Below are 21,605 nucleotides of genomic sequence, written 5' to 3' on the forward strand. Positions count from 1 at the left end.
TGGGAGAGGTCTCAGGCAAGGGCTCCACGCGGCTGTGACTTATTCAACAAGGTTTCGTAATACGCGATCCGGACGAGCCGTCCGATATACGCCCCCCGGATCGCGCGGCGGCGGGGTCAGGCCAGCTCCGCCTCGATCAGGTCGGCCGCGCGCCGGGTGCCGCCCTCGTGGGCCATCGCCTCCGCGAGCGCGCGGGCCCGGCGGGCGACCTCGGGGTCGTCGACCAGGGCGAGCACGGCCGCGCGCAGCCGCTCGGGGGTGGCCTCCTCCATCGGCAGGTGAATGGCGACGCCGAGCGACTGGAGCATGTCGGCGTTGCCGAACTGGTCGACGGCCTGCGGCACGGCGACCATCGGGGTGGCCGTGGCCAGCCCCTCCTGGCTGCCGCCGGCGCCCGCGTGGGTGATGAAGGCGTCGGCCTCGGCCAGGATCGCGCGCTGCGGGACCCAGGAGCGCACCTCGATGTTGCCGGGGACCTCGCCGAGCTCGGCCGGGTCGACGAACTTCCCGATCTGGAGCACCACGTGCCAGTCGTCGAGGCCGCCGAACGCCTCGACGCAGGCGCGGTAGAACGCGGGCCGCTTGGTGAAGGCGGAGCCGAGCGAGACCAGCAGCACCTTCTTGGCCCCCTCGGGCCGCTGCCACTCCCCCGCGCCGTCGGCCTCGCTCCGGCAGGCGCCGACGAAGGTGAAGACGGCGTCGTCGACCCGGTCGGCGTGCGGCTGGAGGGCGCGCGGGATGAGCACGAGCCCGCGCCGGGGGCGGCCCACGAAGGCGTCGGGGTGGGTGCGGACGCCGTGGGCGGTGAGCCAGGCGGTGAAGCGCTCGTAGTACGCCCGGCCGCGCGGCGAGACCTTGAGCTCCGCGTACAGCGGCTCGGCGACCTCCTCCTCGTACCCCTCCCAGGGGACGAGGTTGGGCCAGAGGGAGACGGCGGGGACGCCCCAGCCGTGGGCGAGGACGCGGGCGGGGTACGAGGTGATGTCGTGCAGCACCAGGTCGGGCCGGTCGTCGGCGAAGGCCGCTTCGAGCTGCGGGAGGGCCTGGATCGCGTCGGCGAGGAAGGGCTCGATGTTGTCGATGAGTTCGGTGCCCCAGGCGTCGGGGTCGTCGGTGGGGAGGGTCGAGCGGTAGACGACGGGGGTGGCGCCGGTCGCGGCGACCTTCTCCGCGAAGGCGGCGGGGATCGCGTAGCTGACCCGGTGGCCCCGGTCGACGAGCTCGCGGATCACGTCGAGGCTGGGGTTCACGTGCCCGTGGGCGGCGATGGAGAACATGGCGAGGTGTGAGCGGGGGGTGGTGGTCATGACCCCACCCTAAACAAGACGGAACGTCTCGTCTACTCAATAGTGCGGTGCCGTGGACCTGGACCGCTAGCCGAACTCCCTCTGATAGCGGGCCAGCACCCGGTTCCCGTCCCCCACCAGCCGTTTCCGCAGCCCCTCGGTGTCGATCGCGCCGCTGTAGTACTCCTGGAACGCGGGGGTGGCCACCTTGTCCTTCCACTCCGGATAGCCGCGCACCGCCGGGGCCGGCGCCGGGCTCAGCTCCCGCGCGACCGCCACGCCGGTCGCCCAGCCGTACGCGGGGGTGCGCAGGGACGGGTCGGCGAGGGCGGCCGTCGAGGTGGGCAGCATCCAGTCGCCGCGCGCGAGGCGGACCGTGTTGCGGGGCTGGAGGAAGAAGTCCAGGAAGCGGGCGGCCTCCTCCTTGTGCGGGCTGTCCGCCGCGATCGACAGGGTCTGCGGGCTGACCCCCTGGGCGAGCCCCGCCGCCCCGGCGGGCGCGGGCAGCACCGTCCAGTCGAAGCCCGGCGGCGCCTGCTGGACGATCTGCTGCCGGTACGAGAAGCCCAGCGGCACCATCGCGTACCGGCCGCCGAAGAAGCCGGGCAGGGTGTCCGAGCCGCCGCTGCCGAGGGTCGCGGGGGACGCGGTGCGGTCGGTGCGGACCATGTCCCGGATGGTGCCGGGCACGACGGCGTCGCCCGCCTCGAAGCGCAGCACCGCCTTGCCGCCGGGTTCCCGGTGGAAGAGCCGTCCCCTGGCGGAGAGTCCGAGGTTGAGCGAGACGGACACCGGCTCCCGCAGCGGCCAGGCCACCGCGTACCGCCCTTCGCCCATCGAGGCCGTCAGGTCCCTGGCGACCTGCCGGAACTCCGCCCAGCTCCACGGCCGTCCGGGGGTCGGGAGCCGCACCCCGGCCCGCGCGAGCAGCGTCCGGTTCGCCATGATCACGCGCGGCTCCTGGAGGAAGGGCACCCCGTACACCCCTTCGCCGAAGGTGGTGGTCTCCCAGCTCCGCGCCGGGATGTCGGCGCGCAGCCGCTCGGAGAGCAGCCCGCGCAGGTCGGCGAGATAGCCGCCGTGGGCGAAGTCGGCCAGGTCGTCGGAGGCGTCGTGGATCAGGTCCGGCGCCTCGCCGCCCTCGAAGGCGGTGAGGAGCTGGTCGTGGACGGAGTCCCAGCTCCCCTGCACGTACGTGACCTGGATGCCGGGGTGGGCCGCGTTCCACTCCCGCACCAGCTCCTTGTTGGCGGCGACCGACTCGCTCTGCCAGGCGAGCGACTGGAAGCGCAGCCGGACCACGCCGTCGCCCGGCTCCCCGGCGGGGGCCGAGCAGCCGGCCAGGAGCAGCGCGAGCACCCCGAGGGCGGCGGCGAACGGGCGGCCCCACCGCATCACTTCACCGCCCCGGCGAGCACGCCCCCGGTGATCCGGCGCTGGATGGCGGCGAAGACGAGCAGCGAGGGGAGGGTGGCGAGGAGGGCGGCGGCGGCCAGCGGGCCCAGGTCGGCCACCCCCTCGGCGCCGAGGAAGTGGGTGAGGACCACGGGCAGGGTCTGCCGCTCCGGGGACTTGAGCAGGACCAGCGCGAAGAAGAACTCGTTCCACGCGGTGACGAAGGCGAACAGGCCGGTGGCGACGATCCCGGGGCCGAGCAGCGGCGCGGTGACCGAGACCAGGATCCGGAGCCGCCCGGCGCCGTCGACGGCGGCGGCCTCCTCCAGCTCGACGGGGACGGCCCGGACGTAGCCGGTCAGCATCCACAGCGCGAAGGGCAGCGACCACACCACGTACACCGCGGTCAGCCCGGCCAGGCTGTCGATCAGGTGGAGGCGCTTGAGGACCAGGAAGAGCGGGATGATCAGCAGGACGAAGGGGAACGCCTGGCTGACCACGACCCAGCCGGTGGCGGCGGCCGTGAGCCGGGAGCGGTGCCGGGCCAGCACATAGGCCATCGGGGTGGCGACCAGGACGGCGGCGAGGGCCGCCGTGACCGCCGCGAGCAGGCTGTTCCCGGCCGCCCGCAGCAGCGGCTGCTCCCCGAACGCCTGCCGGAAGTTGTCGAGCGTGGGATCGCGCGGGATCCACGTCGGGTGCGGGGCGCCGAGCTCGACGGCGGGCTTGAAGGCGGTGGAGACCAGCCAGAGCAGGGGGAAGGCGAGGAAGAGCAGGTACGCCCCGAGGGCGAGGTACTGGCCGAGCCGCGCGGGCCCGCTGGTACGGAAGGCGCTCACCGGTCCGGGTCCCCCTTCAGCCGTCCGACGAGGTACAGCGCGAGGAGCAGCGAGACCACCGCGACCAGCACGCAGCCCATGGCGGCGGCGTAGCCGAACTGGCCGTAGCGGAACGCCTCCTCGTACGCGAAGAGCATCGGCAGCCGGGTCCGGCCGCCGGGGCCGCCGCCGGTCAGCACGTAGACCAGGGCGAAGGAGTTGAGGTTCCAGATCAGGTTGAGGGCGCTGATGGCGAGGGCGACGGGGCGCAGCGCGGGCCAGGTGACGGTGCGGAAGCGGCGCCAGGCCCCGGCGCCGTCGAGGGCGGCGGCCTCGTGCAGCTCGCGCGGGGTGTTCTGGAGGCCGGCCAGCAGGGCGACGGTGGTCTGCGGCATCCCGGCCCAGACGCCGACGACGAGGACGGCGGGCAGCGCGGTGGCGAGGCCGCCGAGCCAGACCCGGCCCTCGCCGAGGCCGAGGGCGCGCAGGGTCTCGTTGAGGATGCCCGCGTCCGGCTGGTAGACCAGCCGCCACATGATGCCGACGACGACCTCGGGCATCGCCCAGGGGACGATCGCGAGGGCGCGGGCCAGGCCGCGCAGCCGGAGCCGCTGGTCGAGCAGGAGGGCGAGGCCGAGGGAGAGCAGGAACTGGGGGACGGTGACGCCGACCGCCCAGACCAGGCCGATCCGGAAGGAGTCCCAGAACAGGCCGTCGTGCAGCAGGTCCCGGAAGTTGAGGGCGCCGATCCAGCTCGTCGCGCGGGTGCGGCCGGACTGGGCGTCGGTGAAGGCGAGGGCGACGCCGTAGAGCAGCGGGCCGACGCTGAGCAGCAGGATCGGCAGGAGCGCGGGCAGCACCAGGAACCACGGGCCGAAGCCGGGGCCCGGGCCGGGGCGGCCGGGGCCGGGCGCGGCGGGCTTGCGGCGGCGCGCGGGGCGCCGGTCCGCGGTCGTCACGCTCACGGTCCCCGCCCCCTTCGCACGGCCGAGCCGGTGGGCACTCCAGGGCCGTCATCGTCCAAAGGGTCCGTCGCCGCGTCAAGGCGACCTGCGCGGATGCGAGACTTTGGCGCAATAGCGACGGCTGTGGGGAGAGAACGATGGACGAGGCGCGGGCGCGGGAGATCCTGGCCGCCGCCGGACTGCGGGCGGCCGACGCCGCGCTGCTGGCGCTGGGCGAGAACGCGGTCTTCGCCGTCGGCGGGCTGGTGGCCAAGGTCGGCCGGGACGCCGAGCTGCTGCCGCGCGCCGAGCGGGAGCTGGCCCTGGCCGGCTGGCTGGCGGAGGCGGGTGTCCCGGCGGTGCGGGCGGCGGAGCCGGAGCCGCGGGTCGCCGAGGGGCACCCGGTCACCCTCTGGCACCGGCTGCCCGAGGCGGTCCGGCCCCCGGAGCCGAGGGACCTGGCGCCGCTGCTGCGGCGGGTGCACGCGCTGCCCGAGCCGGCGGGCTTCGTCCTGCCGCGCCGGGAGCTGCTCGGCGGGGTGGAGCGCTGGCTGCGGCTCGCGGGCGACGCGATCGACCCGGCGGACGCGGCGTTCCTGCGGGAGCGGCGGGACTCCTTCGCCCCGGCCGCCGCGGCCCTGTTGCCCCGGCTCGCGCCCGGCCCGATCCACGGCGACGCGCTCCCCCGCAACGTGCACGTCGGCCCGGACGGCCCGGTCCTGGTGGACCTGGAGACCTTCTCCTCCGATCTGCGCGAGCACGACCTGGTGGTGCTCGCGCTGTCCCGGGACCGCTACGGGCTGGACCCGGCGGCCTACGACGCCTTCACCGAGGCGTACGGCTGGGACGTGCGGGAGTGGGAGGGCTGCGCCGTGCTGCGCGGCGCGCGGGAGACCGCGAGCTGTGCCTGGGTGGCGCAGCACGCGCCGTCGAACCCGAAGGCGCTCGCCGAGTTCGGGCGGCGGGTGGCCTCGCTGCGGGACGGCGACCCCGAGGTGCGCTGGTACCCGTTCTGACCTCCTGCCATCATGATCCCGGCCAACAAAACTCCTGGATCGGGGTGTTGTGATGCGGATCGAGCTGTCGGACGTCACGCTGGACGTCGAGGTGAGCGGCGAGGGGCCGGTCGTGCTGCTGCTGCACGGCTTCCCCGACTCGCACCGGCTGTGGCGGCACCAGATCCCGGCGCTGAACGCGGCGGGGTTCCGGACGGTCGCGCCGACCCTGCGCGGCTTCGGCGGGTCGGACCGGCCGGACGGCGGGGTCGAGGCGTACCACGTGGCGAAGCACCTCGGCGACATGCTGGAGCTGCTCGGCCGGCTCGGTGTCGACCGCTGTCATGTGGTGGGCCACGACTGGGGTTCCGGGGTGGCGCAGGGGCTCGCGCACTTCGCCGCCGAGCGGGTGGCGAGCCTGACGGTGATGTCGGCGGGTGATATGACGGCGGTGCTCGGCCCCGACGGCTGGCGGGAGCGCCAGCGGATGTGGCATATGACGATGTTCCAGTTCGAGGGGCTCGCCGAGGAGTGGCTGTCCCGCGACGACTTCGCCAACCTGCGCGGGATGCTGGGCGGGCACACCGACCTGGACGAGGTCGTCGGGGCGCTGCGCGCCCCGGGCGCCCTGACGGCGGCTCTGAACATCTACCGGGCCACCCTGCCGATGGAGGTGCAGCTGGGCGTGCCGGCACCGCCGGCACCGTTCACCATGCCGGTGCTGGGCGTCTGGTCCTCGGGGGACCGCTATCTCACCGAGCGCCAGATGACCTCGGTGGCCCCGCTCGCCCCCGTGCGCTGGCGCTACGAGCGGGTCGAGGACGCCGGGCACTGGTTCCCGCTGGAGCGGCCCGAGCGGGTCAACGAGCTGCTGCTCTCCTTCCTCAAGGAGAACGTCTAGCCGGCCACCGGGGCCGGGGCGCGCAGCGGCCAGCAGGGGTCGACGACCGCGTCCGCGCTGCCCTTGCGGCGCAGGAAGGACTGGAAGTCCTCGGCCCACTCCCGGTACCAGCTGATCTGGCGCTCGTGCAGCTCGGCCGGGTCGAGGGCGGCGACGGAGGCGTGCCGGCCGGCTATCGCGACGGCCACCCCGACGGCGGCCAGCGCGTCGGCGGCGGCCTGGTGGGCGGCGGTGAGCTCCACCCCGTACTCCGCGCAGACGGCTTCCAGGGTGCGCTTGCCGCGCCGGTAGCGGTCGACGGCCCGGTCGATGGTGTACGGGTCGATGACCGGGCCCGTGGGGGCGCCGCCCAGGCGCTCGCTCAGCGAGGGCAGTCCGTGCCGCCGCAGCTCGGCGGAGAGCAGGGTCAGGTCGAAGGACGCGTTGTAGGCGACGACCGGGACGCCGTCCCGCCAGTACGCCGCCAGGGTGTCGGCGATCTCGTCGGCGACCTCGCGCACCGGCCGGCCCTCGGCCGCCGCCCGCTCGCTGCTGATGCCGTGGATCGCGGACGCCTGCTCCGGGATGCGGATGCCGGGGTCGGCGAGCCAGTCGTGCCGCCGGACCACCCGGCCGCCGTGGACGCCGACGACCGAGGCCGTGACGATCCGGGCCTCCAGCGGTTCGGTGCCGGTGGTCTCCAGGTCGAAGCCGACCAGCGGTTCCGCGTGCCAAGCCATCGGGTCCTCCTTACGTGATCTCCCCCGTGGTGCTGAACACCCTCGCACGCGCCACTGACAATCCGGCCCGGGGCCCCCGGGCGGGGGTCAGGAGACGGGCCGGGAGTCGAGCCAGACGGACTCGAATTCCTCCCGGTATGTCGCGAAAAGTCCGTTCTCCTCGTCCCGGTCGGGGCCGTACCCGGCGCGCACCACGTTCCGCCCGCCGCCGCGCAGCACCAGCACCGGCGCCTCCATGCCGCGCGCCTTGCGCAGATACGACTGGACCACGCCGATCCCGTCCGGGCCGTCCCCGTCGACCAGATAGGCGGTGAAGCGCGGGGTCTCGTCGAAGACGTGGATCTGGAAGGCCCCCGGGTCGCGCAGGCTGGCCCGGACCCGCCGCATGTGCAGGATGTTCATCTCGACCGCGCGGCTCAGCTCGCCCTTCTTGATGCCCAGCTCCCGCTCGCGCCGCTTGACCGCGCTGCTGGCCGGGTTGAGGAAGAGCAGCCGGATCCGGCAGCCGGACTCGGCGAGCCGGACCATCCGGCGCCCGGAGAAGTTCTGCACCAGCAGGTTGAGACCTATGCCCGTGGCGTCGAGCCGCCGGGCCCCGCCGAACAGGTCCTCGGCGGGCAGCTGCCGCTGGAGCCTGACCCGGTCGGGGTGGACGGAGACCACGTCGGCGTAGCGGTCGCCCACCAGGTCCTCGACGGCGTCCACCGGCAGCCGGTCGGCGGAGGGCACCCCCGCCCCGCTGCCGAGGATCTCCAGGAGCCGGGCGGAGGCCCGCTCCGACTGGGCCAGCACCGTCAGCGACAGGGCCCGGTTGCGGGAGACGACGTTGCGGGTCACCTCCAGCTCGTCCAGGGCCAGTTCGACCTCGCGCCGGTCGTCGAAGTAGGGCTCGAAGCACGGCCAGTGCTGGACCATCAGCTCCCGCAGCTGCGGGAGGGTGAGGAAGCTGAGCACGTTGTCGTCGGCCGGGTCGAGCAGATAGCCCTTGCGCCGCGAGACCTCGCGGACGGCCACCGCCCGCTGCACCCACTCCTGCCCGGCGGGCCCGGCGGCGGCCACCACCCACTCCTCGCCGTGCACCGGCTCGTACACCGGCCGCAGCACCGCCGCGACGACGGCCCGCAGCCGCTGCTCGACCAGGTTGAGCCAGATGTAGGCGCGGCCGGCCCGCTGGGCCCGGGTGCGCACCTCGCTCCACGCCTCCGCGCCCCAGTCGAGCTCGGCCCCGATCTCCACCGGGCGGGCCACGGAGACCGCGCCGGGCGGCACCGCGGGATCCGCCGGCTCCGACTCACGGCCCGCGTCCCCTGGGGGCAGCTCCAGACCTCCCGAGCTCACCCGCGCACCGCCTTCTGCTCCCGGACACCCGCTCTGACAACGATCAAGGAAGGGTACTCCGGGAGCGGGAGGCGATGCAGCAGGATCGACCGGCCCGTTGCTCAACTGCTGGGAACGGGGGCTCCGTTCTGCCCGGCGAGATCGGCCGGAGTGAGCGGATTCATAGCGGTTACGTCCCTGGGGGCGAGCTGGAATCCCTGCCAGTGGACCGGCATCGGCTGCTGGTCCTCGTCCCGGGCGATGTGGTGGAACCCGATGTTGACCCAGACCGCCGGGTTGGTCAGGGTCTCCCCGTTGACCCACTTGTCGACGCTGTCGGGCGCGTTCGGGCCGCAGTTCAGGATGTTGTTGCTGGCGAACTGCTCGCACGCCCGCGCCTGGGTGAAGTACACGTCGTGCCGGGTGAAGGGGCGGCCCGCGTAGCTGTTGGTGTGGCCGGGCACGATCTCGTACGAACGGGCGTGGCCGTCCTTGTTCTTGCCGGTCGCGCTCACCACCCGCCACCAGCGCATGTTCTTCGCGTCCCCGGCGAGCTCCTTGGTGACCGCGGTGCGGGTGGTCTTCACGGTCGGGCCGCCGCCCGAGGCGGCCGGCGGGGTGACCTTGGAGTCGTACTGCTCGATCCGGCCCTTGGAGCTGCCGTCCAGGCCGAAGTCCAGCTTCCAGAAGACGTTGTGGGCGTGGCTGGTGGCGTAGTCGCGGGCGCCCTTGCCGATGGGCCAGCCGCGCCCGTCGGTGGCGTTGTAGTCGACCGGCGAGAGGCTGCCGGTGGCGCCCACGTTGGCGCCTATGGTGCCGTCGGAGGAGAACCGCCACTCGGTGATGTACTCGTACCAGCCGACCTTGTTGACGCTGTAGACGAGCAGGTCCTTGCCCTGCGCCTGCCAGACCTTGCCGCCCTCGTCGGCGGCCATCCGGTAGGCGTGGCCGCGGGCCCGGGTGGTGGTGCACAGCCCGTTGACCTTGCCGATCTCGGGGACCTTCACCGAGGTGATGGTGCCGCCGGGACACTCGCCCGGCTTCAGGTTCTGCAGCCCCCAGCCGAAGCCGGCGCCGGTGAGGTCGTCGTACTCGGCGTTGCCGTCGTCGTACGGGACGTGGATCTGGGCCAGCTTGGCGCTGTTGAGGACCCGGATCGGGGCCCGCTCGCCGGGCGGCTGGTAGGTGACCTTGTCCAGGATCAGCCCGGAGTCGGTGGAGTAGCGCCAGCACATGCGCCAGACGGTGCCGCCGTCCAGCTTCTGCTCGATGCGGTAGGCGGCGGAGCAGTCGGCGGGCGGGGGCGCGGGCGCGGCGCTCACGGGGGTGGCCGCGGTGGTGGTGGCGACGGTGGTGCCGAGCAGGGCGCCGGCGGCGAGGACGGCGCCCCGCCTGCGGGCACGCCGAAGTCGCGGTACGGACATGGGTGCGTACTCCCTCGGTACGGATGTGCGGATGGTTCCCGGGGCGGTGGTCGGGCCGGCCCGGCGGTGGTGCGGGCCGGCGGTCAGCCGACGCGGGTGACGGTGCGGGCGCTGAGGTCGACGACGAGGCCGCGGGTGTCGATCCAGGCGCCGTTGCGGACCTTGGTGACGAGCCGGACGCAGCGGTGCACGCCGCACTCGGCGAGCGCCGCGGGGACCTTCGCCTCGCGGTAGGTGCGGTAGAGGTCGCCGTTGAACCAGAGCTGGTCCGCGGAGGTCAGCTCCTTGCCGGTGGCGTCCTTGTAGTCCTCCTTGACGCCCTTGCCGAGCGGGCTCGCCAGGATCAGGCCGAGGGCCGCGCGCAGCTCCTCGGGGTGGGCGGAGGGCTGCGTCCCGCGCTGGGCGCCGGACTGCTCGACGGCCCCGGTGTCGAGGTTGACGGTGCGGGTGAGGAGCTCGTCGCGGCCGTAGTCGTAGAAGCGGACGACGGCGCGGCGCGGTCCGCCGGTCTCCTCGCCCGGGAGAGGATCGGCCAGTTCGGTGGCGAGGTGCTGGGGGCCCCGGCCGCCCGCCGCGTTCTTCTGGGCGGCGGCTCCCGGCGTGGTCAGCGCCAGGGCCTCGGCCCGCTTCAGCTCGTCGTCGGTGAGCGGGTCGGTGCCGACGCCCTTCGCGCCCTCGGGCGGCGCCGGGGCGAGGGCCGCGGGGCCCGGCGCGGTGCCGCCGCCCGCTCCCCCGTCCTGTCCGGTCCCCCCGGCGGCCGTCGCGTTCTGGCCCGCCGCGCGGCCCGGCGGCGCGTCGTCGGCGCCGGCGGTGCCCGGCACCGCGACCGCGACGGCGATGGCGGTCCCCGTCACCGCCATGGCCGTACCCGCCACCACCTTGCCCAGGTGACGGCGCACTATTTCGTACACACTTCCCCCCTTGACGCAGGATTTCCCCTATTTCTGTGTGGTCACCCGGTAGGACGGGCGTAAGTCCTAGGAGGTTGCGCCACTTTCGGGCAGGATCTGGCCGAAGTACACCCCTTGCAGCCGGATCAGAAGTGGAAGAGTTCGCCTATGCAGGTCTGGCCGGGACAGGCGTACCCCCTGGGCGCCACCTACGACGGCGCGGGAACGAATTTCGCGGTCTTCTCGGAGGCCGCGCACCGCATCGAGCTGTGTCTGGTCCACGACGACGGCTCGGAGACGGCGGTGGAGCTGCGCGAGACCGACGCCTTCGTGCGGCACGCCTATCTGCCGGGCGTGATGCCCGGCCAGCGGTACGGCTTCCGGGTCCACGGGCCGTACGCCCCGGAGCGGGGGCTGCGGTGCAACGCGGCGAAGCTGCTGCTCGACCCGTACGCGCGTGCGGTGTCGGGCGCGGTGCGGTGGGGCGAGTCGGTGTACGGCTACCCCTTCGGCCGGCCCGACGCGCGCAGCGACCTGGACTCGGCGCCGGACACGATGACCTCGGTGGTGGTCAACCCGTACTTCGACTGGGGCGACGACCGGCGCCCGCGCACCGAGTACCACCACACGGTGATCTACGAGGCCCATGTGAAGGGCCTGACGATGCTCCACCCGGACCTGCCGGAGGAGCTGCGCGGCACCTACGCGGGGCTCGCGCACCCGGCGGTCATCGGCCATCTGAAGGAACTGGGCGTGACGGCGCTGGAATTGATGCCGGTGCACCAGTTCGTCAACGACCACCGGCTGGTGGACGCGGGCCTGTCGAACTACTGGGGCTACAACACCATCGGCTTCTTCGCCCCGCACAACGCGTACGCCTCCTGGGGCGACCGGGGCCAGCAGGTGCTGGAGTTCAAGTCGGCGGTGCGGGCGCTGCACCAGGCGGGCATCGAGGTGATCCTCGACGTGGTCTACAACCACACCGCCGAGGGCAACCACCTGGGGCCGACGCTGTCGTTCCGGGGGCTGGACAACCCCTCGTACTACCGGCTGGGCGACGACCCGCGCACCTACACGGACACCACCGGCACCGGGAACTCGCTGCTGATGCGGTCCCCGCACGTGCTCCAGATGATCATGGACAGCCTGCGGTACTGGGTGACCGACATGCACGTGGACGGCTTCCGCTTCGACCTGGCGGCCACCCTGGCCCGCCAGTTCCACGAGGTGGACCGGCTGTCGTCCTTCTTCGACCTGGTGCAGCAGGACCCGGTGGTCAGCCAGGTGAAGCTGATCGCGGAGCCCTGGGACCTGGGCGAGGGCGGCTACCAGGTGGGCAACTTCCCGCCGCAGTGGGCCGAGTGGAACGGCAAGTACCGGGACTGCGTGCGGGACCTGTGGCGGGGCGAGCCGCGCACGCTCGCGGAGTTCGCCTCGCGGCTGACCGGCTCCTCGGACCTCTACCAGGACGACGGGCGGCGCCCGCTGGCCTCGGTCAACTTCGTGACCTGCCACGACGGATTCACCCTGCGCGACCTCGTCTCGTACAACGACAAGCACAACGAGGCCAACGGCGAGGGCAACCGGGACGGCGAGAGCCACAACCGCTCCTGGAACTGCGGCGCCGAGGGCGACACCGACGACATCGGGATCGGCGAGCTGCGGGCCCGGCAGACCCGCAACTTCCTGGCGACGCTGATGCTGTCGCAGGGCGTGCCGATGCTCAGCCACGGCGACGAGTTCGGGCGCACCCAGGGCGGCAACAACAACGCCTACTGCCAGGACAACGAGGTGTCCTGGGTGCGCTGGCCCAAGCCGGGCGCCGAACCGGAGGCCACGCTCCTGGAATTCACCCGGGCGATGGTGCGGCTGCGCCGGGAGCACCCGGTGTTCCGGCGCCGCCGCTTCTTCCACGGGCGGCCGGTGGAGGGCACCCACGACGAGCTCACCGACATCGCCTGGTTCACGCCCTCGGGCGGGGAGATGACGTCCCGGGACTGGCAGGCGGGCAACGCGCAGGCGCTGACCGTCTTCCTCAACGGGAACGCGATCTCGGAGCCGGGCCCGCAGGGCGAGCGGATCTCCGACGACTCCTTCCTGCTGATGTTCAACGCCTCATCGCAGGAGCTGGAGTTCGAGGTGCCCGACAGCCACGGCGAGTCCTGGCAGGTCGTGGTGGACACCTCGCACCCGGAGGGGATGCCGCCGGAGGCGGGCCCGACGGTGACGGCGGGCGAGCGGGTGACGCTCGCCCCGCTCACGCTGACGGTGCTGCGACGGCCGGCCTGAGCTCCCCGGTACGGGTCCGCACCGTCCAGGACAGCGCGGCGCAGGCCGCCGCCGCCCCGGCCGCCACCGCGAAGGCGGCCGGGGCGCCGTGGGTGTCGGCGAGCGGGGCCGAGACGGCCAGCGCGAGGGCCTGGCCGCCGACGATGCCGCTGGTGAGGAAGGCCATGGACTCGGCGAGCCGGGCGGGCGGCACGATCCGCTCGGTGAGCCCGAAGACCGTGATGAGGTGCGGGGCGTAGGCGACGCCGAGGACGACGACAGCCGCGTACAGGCCGCCGAGGCTGTCGACGAGGACCAGCGGCGCGGCGAGCACCACCAGGGCGGCGGTGGCGGCGCGCCAGCGGGTGCCGAGGCCGATCCGGGCGGGCACGGCGGCCATCGCGAAGCCGGCGGCGGCGCTCGTCACGCCCATCGCGGCGTAGACGAGCCCGGCCTGGTCGGGGCTGCCGAGCCGCTCGGTGAGCGCGGTGATCCCGGCCTGGGAGGCGCCGAACATGGCGCCCTGGAGGACCATCGTCAGCCGCAGGGCGTACGTGGCCATGGGCAGCCGGGTCCGTTCGGCGGCACTCGTCCGGGTGGCGCCGCCCGGGTCCGCCGAGCGGGCCGTGGGGTGGAGGGCGAAGGCGGTGCCGCAGAGGGCGAGGAGCGCGGCGGCGGTCAGCAGGGCGGCGGCCGGGTGGGCGAGGGAGGCGGCCAGGCCGACCAGGGCGGGGCCGAGGACGAAGGAGACCTCGTCGAGGGTGCCCTCGAAGGAGAGCACGGTGCCGACCGCCCGGTCGTCGGCGCCGGCCGCGCGGGCCAGGGTCACCGAGCGGGTCCGGGCGAGCGGGCCGATCTGCGGGACGGTCGCCCCGGCGAGCGCGCCGAGCGCCATGAGCAGCGGGGTGCCGGCGCGGTCGAGGGCGGCGAGCACGAGGGCCGTGACGGCGACGGCGTTGGCGAGCGCGGCGGCCAGCACCACGGGCCGCTGGCCGTGCCGGTCGGCCAGCCGCCCGATCAGCGGCCCGGCCAGGGTCTGTCCGGCGGCGAGCGCGCCGCCCGCGAGGCCCGCCGTGGTCAGGGAGCCGCTGGTCTCCGCGACCAGGAGCAGGCTGCCGAGCTGGCACATGGCGGTGGGCAGCCGGCCGAGGAAGGAGACGACCGGCAGGACCGGTCCGAGCAGGGACAGCGTGTCGCGATACATCCGGAGCATCACGCGAACGTAACGCGATGCACTCGAACGGGCGCATGCGTCGATGACACAGAAGCCTCCGGGCCGGGTACGTACGTTCGCATGACGTCCTCCTCGCCGGTCCGGCCCGGACTCCCCTCGTCCGAGCGGACGCTGCCCACCGCCACGTACCGCCTCCAGCTCCAGCCCGCGTTCCCCTTCGCCGCCGCCGCGCGGGCCGTGCCCTATCTGGCCGGGCTCGGGGTCTCGCACCTGCACCTGTCGCCGGTCCTGGAGGCCGTGCCCGGCTCGACGCACGGCTACGACGTGACCGACCCGCGCGCCGTCCGCGCCGAGCTGGGCGGCGAGGCGGGGCTGCGGGCGCTCGCCGCGACGGCCCGGGAGCACGGGCTGGGGCTGGTGCTCGACCTGGTGCCCAACCACATGGCGGCCTCGCCCCGGCACAACCCGGCGCTGCGGGAGGTGCTGCGGGACGGCCCCACGTCCCCGTACGCCCGCTGGTTCGACATCGACTGGGCGGCGGGCGGCGGGCGGATGCTGCTGCCGGTGCTGCCCGCCCGGCTGCCGGAGGTCCGGGACCGGATGCGGGTCGCGGACGGCGTCCTGGCCCTGGACGGGCAGGAGTTCCCGCTGCGCCCCGGCACCGAGGGGCTGCCGCTCGGCGAGCTGCTGGACGCCCAGTGGTACCGGCTCGGCTGGTGGCGCCTGGCCCGCACCGAGCTCAACTACCGCCGCTTCTTCACGATCGCGGACCTGATCGGGGTGCGGGTCGAGGACCCGGAGGTCTTCGCCGCCACCCACGCGAAGGTCCTGGAGCTGGTCGCGGACGGCGTGGTGGAGGGGCTGCGCATCGACCACCCGGACGGGCTGGCCGACCCGGAGGGCTATCTGGAGCGGCTGGAGGCGGCGACCGGCGGGCGGTGCTGGACGGTGGTGGAGAAGATCCTCACCGGGCCCGAACCGCTGCCCGCCTCCTGGCCGGTGGCGGGCACCACCGGCTACGACGCGCTGCGGCAGCTCGACGGGGTGTTCACCGACCCGGCGGGCAGCGCGGAACTGACTGAGGTATACCGGGAGTTCGTGGGGCGGGCCGGGGACCGGGGCGGCTACTGGGAGGCGACCGCGCGGCGGGCCGCGTACAAGGTCGTCACCCACGAACTGACGGCGGAGACGGCCGCGTTGACCCGGATCGCCGGGCGGATCTGCGCCGCGGAACCGGAGTTGCGCGACCACGCGCCCTGGGCGCTGCACACGGCGGTGCGCGAGCTGCTGGTCCGGGTGCCGGTGTACCGGACCTACCGCGCGGGCGGCGAGCGGGTGCTGACCCCGGAGGCGGCGCGCGGCGCCAAGGCGGCGTTCGCGGTGCCGGAGGAGGCGACGGCGGTGGACACCGTGCGGGAGCTGGCGCTCGGGACCCTCGGCGACGGCCCGGACCACCTCGCGTTCCGGGCCCGGTTCGCGCAGACCTCCTCGGCGCTGCGGGCCAAGTCCGTGGAGGACACCGCCTTCTACCGCTACACCCCGCTGCTCTCCGCCAACGAGGTCGGCGGCGACCCGGGCAGCCCCGCCGTGTCGCCCGAGGAGTTCCACGCGTACTGCGCCCGCATCGCGCGCGACTGGCCGGGCACCGGGACGGTGCTGACCACCCACGACACCAAGCGCAGCGCGGACGTACGGGCCGGGATCGCGGTCCTCGCCCAGTGCCCCGGGCGCTGGGCCGAGCTGCTGGCGGAGACCTCCGGGGTGCCCGCGCCCGATCCGCACCTGGCGTGGACGGCCTGGCAGACGGCCTTCGGCTTCGGCGCCCCGGACCCGGCGCGGCTGGGCCCCGCGGTGCTGAAGTCGGTGCGCGAGGCGGGGCTGCACACGAGCTGGACGGAGCCGGACGAGGCGTACGAGCGGGCGGTCGCCGAGTTCGTGGCCGCGGGCCCCGGGCGGGTCCCGCTGCGCACCGCCGCGCCCGCCGCGCTCGCCCTGGAGCCACACATCCGCGCGCACGTGCTGGGCGCGACCCTGGTGCAGCTGACGATGCCGGGGGTGCCGGAGCTCTACCAGGGCACCGAGCGGGAGTACCGGGCCCTGGTGGACCCGGACAACCGGGCGCCCTTCGCGCCGGGCCCGGACGACGCCAAGACGGCGCTGGTGCGGGCGGCGCTCGGGCTGCGGCGGGCCCGGCCCGGCCTGTTCGGCCCGCTCTCCCCGTACCTCCCGGTGGCGGCCGAGGGCCCGGCCGCCCCGCACTGCCTCGCCTTCACCCGCTCGGGGCAGGTGCTCACGGCGGTGACCCGGCTGCCGCTGCGGCTGGCCGAGGCGGGCGGCTGGCGGGACACCGCGCTGCGGCTGCCGGAGGGCCGGTGGCTCGACCCGCTCGACGGGGCGCGGGAGTTCACGGGCGGGCCGGAGACACCGGTACGGCTGGCCGAGCTCTTCGCGGCGCGGCCGGTGGGGCTGCTGGTGCGGGCGGAGTGACCTGGCGGGGATTCCGCCTCGGAGAGGCCCTGGGGGGCTTGTCCCTGGCCTCCCCGGCCTCCCCTGCCTCCCCTGCCTCTCTGGCCTCCCCCGCCTCCCTGACCTTCCTAGCCTCCCGGGCGGACCAGGAGGGTGCTCGGGGCGCGGGTGATCACGCCGGTCCAGCGGGGGCGGAAGCCGTCCGCGAGGCGGAGCCGGGGCATGGCCTGGAAGAGGGCGCGCAGGGCGTACTCCGCCTCCAGGGCCGCGAGGTCCACGGCCGGGCACAGTCCGCTGCCGTAGGTGAGCTGGCCGGGGTCGTCGCGCAGCGGGTCGAAGCGGTCCGGGTCGCGGAAGCGCTCCGGGTCGCGGCCGGCGGCGCCGATCAGCAGGGCCACCTGGGCGCCCGCGGGCAGCACGCCCGAACCGGTGCGCACCTCGCCCCGGGTGCGGCGCATGACGATCTGGACCGGCGGGTCGCGGCGCAGCGACTCCGTCCAGGCGCGGGCGACCAGGCCCGCCGGGGCGTCCCGGAGCGCGGCGACCTGGTCGGGGTCGGAGAGGACGGCGGCGAGGAAGGCGGCCAGGGCCTTCTCGCGGACGCCTATCTGGCCGGTGCAGTGGCCGACCAGCGCGGACGCGGCCCGGCCCCGGACCAGCCGCATCATGTCCCGGTACGGCACGCCGACGGCGGCGGCGACGGTGCCGGCGGGCAGCCAGTGGCAGAACTCGGCGACCAGGTCGGCCTGCGGGCGGTCGGCGATCCGGCGGGCGAGGACGAACGCGGTGCGCTCGACGATGGCCCGCAGCTCGGCCTCGTCGGCGGCGGCCGGGCCGCCGTGGGTCGCGGCGCAGGGCGGGTCGCCGGGCCGGTGCCCGTGGGTGAAGCGGGCGTCGGTGAGGGCGCTCGCCACGTCGGCGTACCGGCTGAGCACCCAGGCCCGCAGCAGCGGGTCGTGGGTGAGCGGGAACTCCTCGCGCAGCACCCGGTAGACGCGGTACGGGTCGCGGGTGGCGCCCGGCTCCAGCGGGCTCGGCGCGATCCGGCGGACGACGCGGTCCCGCGGCGGCGCGGCGGTCCCGCGCGGGACCCGTGCCATCGCCGGGAGCGCGGCCCAGTGGTCCCGGTACGGGGCGGGGCCGCGGGGCGGCTGGGGTGGGTGGTCGGGGTGGTGCTGGTCGTGCGGTTGGTCCCGGTGGTGCGGATCGTCGCTCATCTCGCCCCCTCGTCGGTCAGCGGCGCGCGTCTCCCCAGCCGAACACCGAGCAGACCCGGTCGCAGCAGGTATACCGCCGTTCGGGTGATACGTGGAGGTGTTGGCGCGTCAGTTCGGCGAGATCCGGAAGTTCATCTGCCCGAACCCCACCTGGTCCCCCGCGCGCACCACGACCGCACCCGTCACACGGCGCCCGTTGACCGTGGTGCCATTGGTGGAGCCGAGGTCGCGGAGCACCCACAGACCACCCTGGAGGGACAGTTCGGCGTGCAGCCGGGAGACCGTCTCGTGGCTGAGACGCAGCCCGTTCACCGGGTCGCGGCCGATCCGCAGCGGCTGCGGGCCCGGCAGCGGCAGCAGCAGCTTCGGCAGCCGCTCGACCCGCCAGGCGCGCCGGACGCTCATGGTGAACGCGGACACCTTCTCGACCGCGCCCACCACCCGCCGGGTCCACGGCGGATCCGTCGTCAGGTCCGCGATGAGCAGGGCGAGTTCGTCGGAGCGGCGGGCGGCCAGCGCCCGCTCCATGCGGAACAGGAAGGTGTCGTGCGACAGGCGCCCCTGGGCCGCCCCCTCGCGCAGCACCGCGAGCGCGCGGTCGCGCTCGGCGTCGGTGAGCCGGGGGCCGTCCGACCGGCCGGCCGGGAGCTCGAAGGGTGTCGTCACCCCAAGATTGTCGGACGGACGGGCCCGAGGTGTCCAGAAGGGTCCGGCCACGCCCTCGGAAACTCGGGGGCGCAGCCCCGACCTGCGCTGTTACGGTCTGCCGACTCGACTACCAGGGGGACCCCCGTACATGACGTACACCGTTCGACCGCTCGCCGGACCCGACGAGCTCGCCCTCTTCCAGGGCCTCGACTACGTGCTCGACCACGAGCTCGCCGACGACCTGGCCACCGGCCGCCGCCGCCCCGACTGGATGTGGGTGGCGCTGGACGGCGACCGCCTGCTCGGGCGGATCGCCTGGTGGACCGGGCGGGAGGGCGCCGACCCGCAGGCGCTCGACTTCTTCGACCTGGACCCGGCGCTGCCGGCGGAGGAGGCGGCCGCGATCGGCCTGCGCCTCCTGGAGACGGCGACCGCCGCCGTCGTCCCGGCGGGCGCCCCGCGCCCCGAGTACGGCCGCTTCATGCCGCCCGACTGGCGCGAGGTCCCGGAGACCCGCGCGGCCCTGGAGGCCCTGTTCGGCGTGCTGACCGCCTCGGGCGCCCGCCCGCTGGTGGAGCGGCTGCGGCTGGAGTGGCGGGCGGGCACGCCCGTGCCGGAGCCCACCGGGCGGCTGGCGTTCCGGCCGGTCCGCGACCGCGAGGACCTGCTGGCGCTGATGACCCCGGTCATGGAGGGCACCCTCGACGCGCACGGCCGGGCCGACCTGGCCTCCGGCCTCTCCCCGCGCGAGGCGGCCGAGCTGCACTACGACGAGGAGCTCGCGCACTACGCCACGCCCCGCGCGTGGTGGCGGATCGCGGAGCTGCCGGGCACCGGGGAGCCGGTCGGCTTCGTCGTCCCGGCGCGCAACAACTACCACCCGATCATCGCGTACATCGGCGTACTGCCCGCCCATCGCGGCCACGGCTACAGCGACGAGCTCCTCGCCGAGGGCACCCGGGTCCTCGCCGCCGAGGACGTGCCCCGCATCCGGGCCGCCACCGACCTCGGCAACGTCCCCATGGCGGCCTCGTTCGCCCGCACCGGGTACGTGACCTTCGAGCGCGCGGTCAACTACGTGTGGGACCGGCCGGCCTAAGACGCCGACGCCGACCACGCCGACCACGTCCGTCACGACGACCACGGCAGCCACGGCAAGCACGTCCGTCACGACCGCCACGACGGGCCCGGCAAGATCGTCGATGCGCCGGGCGGGGCGGCCCGCCGACTGCCAGGATGGTCCCGTAGCCGTGGATGCGGGCGTACCGACGGCGGAGCCGGCTTCCGGTGTCCGTGCGCCCTCGACGAGGGGAACCCTCCCGTGCTGTTCGAGGTGTGGGCGCCGCAGGCCCGTGACCGGGTGACGCTGGAGCTGAACGGCACCGGCCACCCGCTGGAGCGGGACGCCGAGCGGCCCGGCTGGTGGACCGGCGTCACCCCGGCGGCCGACGGCGACCGCTACGGCTACTCCCTCGACGGCGGCCCGCCGCTGCCCGACCCCCGGGCCCGGCGGCTGCCCGACGGCCCGGACGGCCTCGCCGCGGTCGTCGACCACGACGCGTACACCTGGCGCAACACGGCCCCGCGGCTGCGGCTGCGCAGTGGCGTCGTGTACGAGCTGCACGTCGGCACCTTCACCCCCGAGGGGACGCTCGACGCGGCGGCGGCGCGGCTCGGGGAGCTCGCCGGGCTCGGCGTCACCCATGTGGAGCTGATGCCGCTGTGCCCGTTCCCCGGGGTGCGCGGCTGGGGCTACGACGGGGTGGCGCCGTGGGCGGTCCACGAGCCGTACGGGGGCCCGGCGGCCCTCAAGCGCTTCGTGGACACGGCGCACGGGCTGGGCCTGGGCGTGGTCCTGGACGTGGTCCACAACCACCTGGGCCCGTCCGGCAACCACCTGCCGTCCTTCGGCCCGTACTTCACCGACACCCACCACACCCCGTGGGGCGCGGCGGTCAACCTGGACGCCCCCGGCTCGGACGAGGTCCGCGCGTACCTCGTGGGCAGCGCGCTCGCCTGGCTGCGGGACTACCGGATCGACGGGCTGCGGCTGGACGCGGTGCACGCGCTCGCCGACACCCGGGCGCTGACCTTCCTGGAGGAGCTGTCGGCGGCCGTCGACGAGCTCGCCGGGGAGCAGGGCCGGCGGCACTTCCTGATCGCCGAGTCCGACGCGGGCGACCCGCGCACCACCACCCCCCGCCCGGCCGGCGGGCTCGGCGTCCACGCGCAGTGGAACGACGACTTCCACCACGCCCTGCACACCGCCCTGACCGGCGAGTCGCAGGGCTACTACGCGGACTTCGCGCGCGCCCCGATGGCCGCGCTGGCCAAGACGCTGACCCGGGTCTTCTTCCACGACGGCACCTACTCCTCCTTCCGGGGCCGCCACCACGGGCGCCCGGTGGACCGGGCCCGCACCCCCGCGCACCGCTTCCTCGGCTACGCGCAGACCCACGACCAGATCGGCAACCGGGCCACCGGCGACCGCCTCGCGGCCGGCCTCTCCCCCGGGCTGCTCGCCTGCGCGGCGACGCTGGTGCTGACCGGGCCGTCGGTGCCGATGCTGTTCATGGGCGAGGAGTGGGGCGCCCGGACCCCCTGGATGTACTTCACCGACCACACCGACCCCGAGCTCGCCGAGGCCGTACGGCGGGGGCGGCGGCGGGAGTTCGCGGCGCACGGCTGGGCCGAGGAGGACGTCCCCGACCCGCAGGACCCCGCCACCCGCGACCGCTCGGTCCTGGACCGCTCCGAGCGCGAACGCGAGCCGCACAAGCGGCTGCTGACCTGGTACCGGGAGCTGATCGCGCTGCGCCGCACCCTCCCGGACCTGACCGACCCGGACCTGGCCGGGGTGAAGATCGCCTTCGACGAGGAGGCCCGCTGGCTGGTCTTCCGGCGCGGCGACATCCGCGTGGCGGTCAACCTGGCCGGGACGCCCGCCCGCCTCCCGCTCGGCTCGAACGGGCGCGACCGGGTCCTCGCCGCCTGGGAGCGCACCGAACCGCCGGGCCCGGACGGCGTGCTGCACCTGCCCGCCGAGTCGGCGGTGGTCCTGACGGACGGGTGAGGCGGGTGAGGCGGGTGAGGCGGGTGAGGCGGGTGAGGCGGGTGAGGCGGGTGAGGCGGGTGAGGCGACC

The 21,605-nt window shown here is 74.8% G+C and carries 17 protein-coding genes; 6 read left to right on the top strand and 11 right to left on the bottom strand.

What is annotated here, in order from left to right; genetic code table 11:
- Nucleotides 1-116: 116 nt before the first annotated feature.
- The 4 genes from mgt to AB0C99_RS21410 all read right to left on the bottom strand — a co-directional run bounded on the left by mgt (nt 117) and on the right by AB0C99_RS21410 (nt 4,464).
- The gene (gene mgt, locus AB0C99_RS21395; protein ID WP_362477120.1) at nt 117-1,307 is read right to left on the bottom strand and encodes a macrolide-inactivating glycosyltransferase; all 1,191 of its coding nucleotides are present in this window, start codon (nt 1,305-1,307) and stop codon (nt 117-119) included.
- A gap of 66 nt (nt 1,308-1,373) precedes the next feature.
- Entirely contained in the window at nt 1,374-2,681 is a 1,308-nt protein-coding gene (locus AB0C99_RS21400; RefSeq protein ID WP_362477123.1) for an extracellular solute-binding protein, read from the bottom strand.
- The gene (locus AB0C99_RS21405) at nt 2,681-3,520 is read right to left on the bottom strand and encodes a carbohydrate ABC transporter permease (protein WP_362477126.1); all 840 of its coding nucleotides are present in this window, start codon (nt 3,518-3,520) and stop codon (nt 2,681-2,683) included. The genes AB0C99_RS21400 and AB0C99_RS21405 overlap by 1 nt, the downstream gene beginning before the upstream one ends.
- Entirely contained in the window at nt 3,517-4,464 is a 948-nt protein-coding gene (locus tag AB0C99_RS21410; protein ID WP_362477129.1) for a sugar ABC transporter permease, read from the bottom strand. Before AB0C99_RS21410 ends, AB0C99_RS21405 begins: the two co-directional genes overlap by 4 nt.
- A 137-nt stretch (nt 4,465-4,601) precedes the next feature.
- On the opposite strand from AB0C99_RS21410, the gene AB0C99_RS21415 reads away from it, so the two are divergent.
- Together AB0C99_RS21415 and AB0C99_RS21420 are read left to right on the top strand one after the other, a co-directional pair.
- Entirely contained in the window at nt 4,602-5,459 is an 858-nt protein-coding gene (locus AB0C99_RS21415; protein ID WP_362477132.1) for an aminoglycoside phosphotransferase family protein, read from the top strand.
- Nucleotides 5,460-5,511: 52 nt separating this feature from the next.
- A complete protein-coding gene (locus AB0C99_RS21420; RefSeq protein WP_362477135.1) occupies nt 5,512-6,339 on the top strand; it encodes an alpha/beta hydrolase in 828 nt (275 codons plus the stop codon).
- Here AB0C99_RS21420 and AB0C99_RS21425 read toward each other — a convergent pair.
- From AB0C99_RS21425 to AB0C99_RS21440, 4 genes are all read right to left on the bottom strand, one after another.
- A complete protein-coding gene (locus tag AB0C99_RS21425; protein WP_362477138.1) occupies nt 6,336-7,058 on the bottom strand; it encodes an exonuclease domain-containing protein in 723 nt (240 codons plus the stop codon). The genes AB0C99_RS21420 and AB0C99_RS21425 overlap by 4 nt on opposite strands.
- An 87-nt stretch (nt 7,059-7,145) precedes the next feature.
- On the bottom strand, nt 7,146-8,396 hold the full coding sequence (locus tag AB0C99_RS21430) for an SAV2148 family HEPN domain-containing protein (RefSeq protein ID WP_362477140.1): 1,251 nt from the start codon (nt 8,394-8,396) through the stop codon (nt 7,146-7,148).
- Between the two features lie 101 nt (nt 8,397-8,497).
- On the bottom strand, nt 8,498-9,799 hold the full coding sequence (locus AB0C99_RS21435; protein ID WP_362477143.1) for a copper amine oxidase: 1,302 nt from the start codon (nt 9,797-9,799) through the stop codon (nt 8,498-8,500).
- Nucleotides 9,800-9,882: 83 nt separating this feature from the next.
- On the bottom strand, nt 9,883-10,710 hold the full coding sequence (locus tag AB0C99_RS21440; RefSeq protein WP_362477146.1) for a Tat pathway signal sequence domain protein: 828 nt from the start codon (nt 10,708-10,710) through the stop codon (nt 9,883-9,885).
- A gap of 147 nt (nt 10,711-10,857) precedes the next feature.
- Here AB0C99_RS21440 and glgX point away from each other — a divergent pair, with 147 nt between their 5' ends.
- Nucleotides 10,858-12,978 (top strand): glycogen debranching protein GlgX, encoded by a 2,121-nt coding sequence (gene glgX, locus AB0C99_RS21445; protein WP_362477149.1) that lies wholly within the window; start codon nt 10,858-10,860, stop codon nt 12,976-12,978.
- Here the strand turns inward: glgX and AB0C99_RS21450 are convergent.
- Nucleotides 12,947-14,161: an MFS transporter gene (locus AB0C99_RS21450; RefSeq protein WP_362477222.1), complete on the bottom strand. Its 1,215-nt coding sequence runs from the start codon at nt 14,159-14,161 to the stop codon at nt 12,947-12,949. The genes glgX and AB0C99_RS21450 overlap by 32 nt on opposite strands.
- A 90-nt stretch (nt 14,162-14,251) precedes the next feature.
- Between AB0C99_RS21450 and treY the strand changes: the two genes are divergently transcribed.
- Entirely contained in the window at nt 14,252-16,618 is a 2,367-nt protein-coding gene (gene treY / locus AB0C99_RS21455; protein WP_362477152.1) for a malto-oligosyltrehalose synthase, read from the top strand.
- A gap of 107 nt (nt 16,619-16,725) precedes the next feature.
- Here treY and AB0C99_RS21460 read toward each other — a convergent pair whose 3' ends face one another.
- Nucleotides 16,726-17,814 (bottom strand): cytochrome P450, encoded by a 1,089-nt coding sequence (locus tag AB0C99_RS21460; RefSeq protein ID WP_362477155.1) that lies wholly within the window; start codon nt 17,812-17,814, stop codon nt 16,726-16,728.
- A gap of 108 nt (nt 17,815-17,922) precedes the next feature.
- The gene (locus AB0C99_RS21465) at nt 17,923-18,480 is read right to left on the bottom strand and encodes a DUF1707 and FHA domain-containing protein (protein ID WP_362477158.1); all 558 of its coding nucleotides are present in this window, start codon (nt 18,478-18,480) and stop codon (nt 17,923-17,925) included.
- 130 nt (nt 18,481-18,610) lie between these two features.
- On the opposite strand from AB0C99_RS21465, the gene AB0C99_RS21470 reads away from it, so the two are divergent.
- Together AB0C99_RS21470 and treZ are read left to right on the top strand one after the other, a co-directional pair.
- Entirely contained in the window at nt 18,611-19,561 is a 951-nt protein-coding gene (locus AB0C99_RS21470) for a GNAT family N-acetyltransferase (protein ID WP_362477161.1), read from the top strand.
- 222 nt (nt 19,562-19,783) lie between these two features.
- Nucleotides 19,784-21,535 carry a malto-oligosyltrehalose trehalohydrolase gene (gene treZ, locus AB0C99_RS21475; RefSeq protein ID WP_362477164.1) on the top strand — a complete coding sequence of 584 codons (1,752 nt, stop codon included), beginning with the start codon at nt 19,784-19,786 and terminating at the stop codon, nt 21,533-21,535.
- Nucleotides 21,536-21,605 lie beyond the last annotated feature (70 nt).

The sequence above is a fragment of the Streptomyces sp. NPDC048659 genome (genome assembly GCF_040650575.1).
Taxonomy (GTDB): Bacteria; Actinomycetota; Actinomycetes; order Streptomycetales; family Streptomycetaceae; genus Streptomyces.

Coding starts and splice junctions, on each gene's coding strand:
- glgX (WP_362477149.1), top strand. CDS start 10,858: ATGCAGGTCTGGCCGGGACAGGCGTACCCCCTGGGCGCCACCTACGAC.
- mgt (WP_362477120.1), bottom strand. CDS start 1,307: ATGACCACCACCCCCCGCTCACACCTCGCCATGTTCTCCATCGCCGCC.
- AB0C99_RS21400 (WP_362477123.1), bottom strand. CDS start 2,681: ATGCGGTGGGGCCGCCCGTTCGCCGCCGCCCTCGGGGTGCTCGCGCTG.
- AB0C99_RS21470 (WP_362477161.1), top strand. CDS start 18,611: ATGACGTACACCGTTCGACCGCTCGCCGGACCCGACGAGCTCGCCCTC.
- treY (WP_362477152.1), top strand. CDS start 14,252: ATGACGTCCTCCTCGCCGGTCCGGCCCGGACTCCCCTCGTCCGAGCGG.
- AB0C99_RS21415 (WP_362477132.1), top strand. CDS start 4,602: ATGGACGAGGCGCGGGCGCGGGAGATCCTGGCCGCCGCCGGACTGCGG.
- AB0C99_RS21435 (WP_362477143.1), bottom strand. CDS start 9,799: ATGTCCGTACCGCGACTTCGGCGTGCCCGCAGGCGGGGCGCCGTCCTC.
- AB0C99_RS21460 (WP_362477155.1), bottom strand. CDS start 17,814: ATGAGCGACGATCCGCACCACCGGGACCAACCGCACGACCAGCACCAC.
- AB0C99_RS21420 (WP_362477135.1), top strand. CDS start 5,512: ATGCGGATCGAGCTGTCGGACGTCACGCTGGACGTCGAGGTGAGCGGC.
- AB0C99_RS21425 (WP_362477138.1), bottom strand. CDS start 7,058: ATGGCTTGGCACGCGGAACCGCTGGTCGGCTTCGACCTGGAGACCACC.
- AB0C99_RS21450 (WP_362477222.1), bottom strand. CDS start 14,161: ATGTATCGCGACACGCTGTCCCTGCTCGGACCGGTCCTGCCGGTCGTC.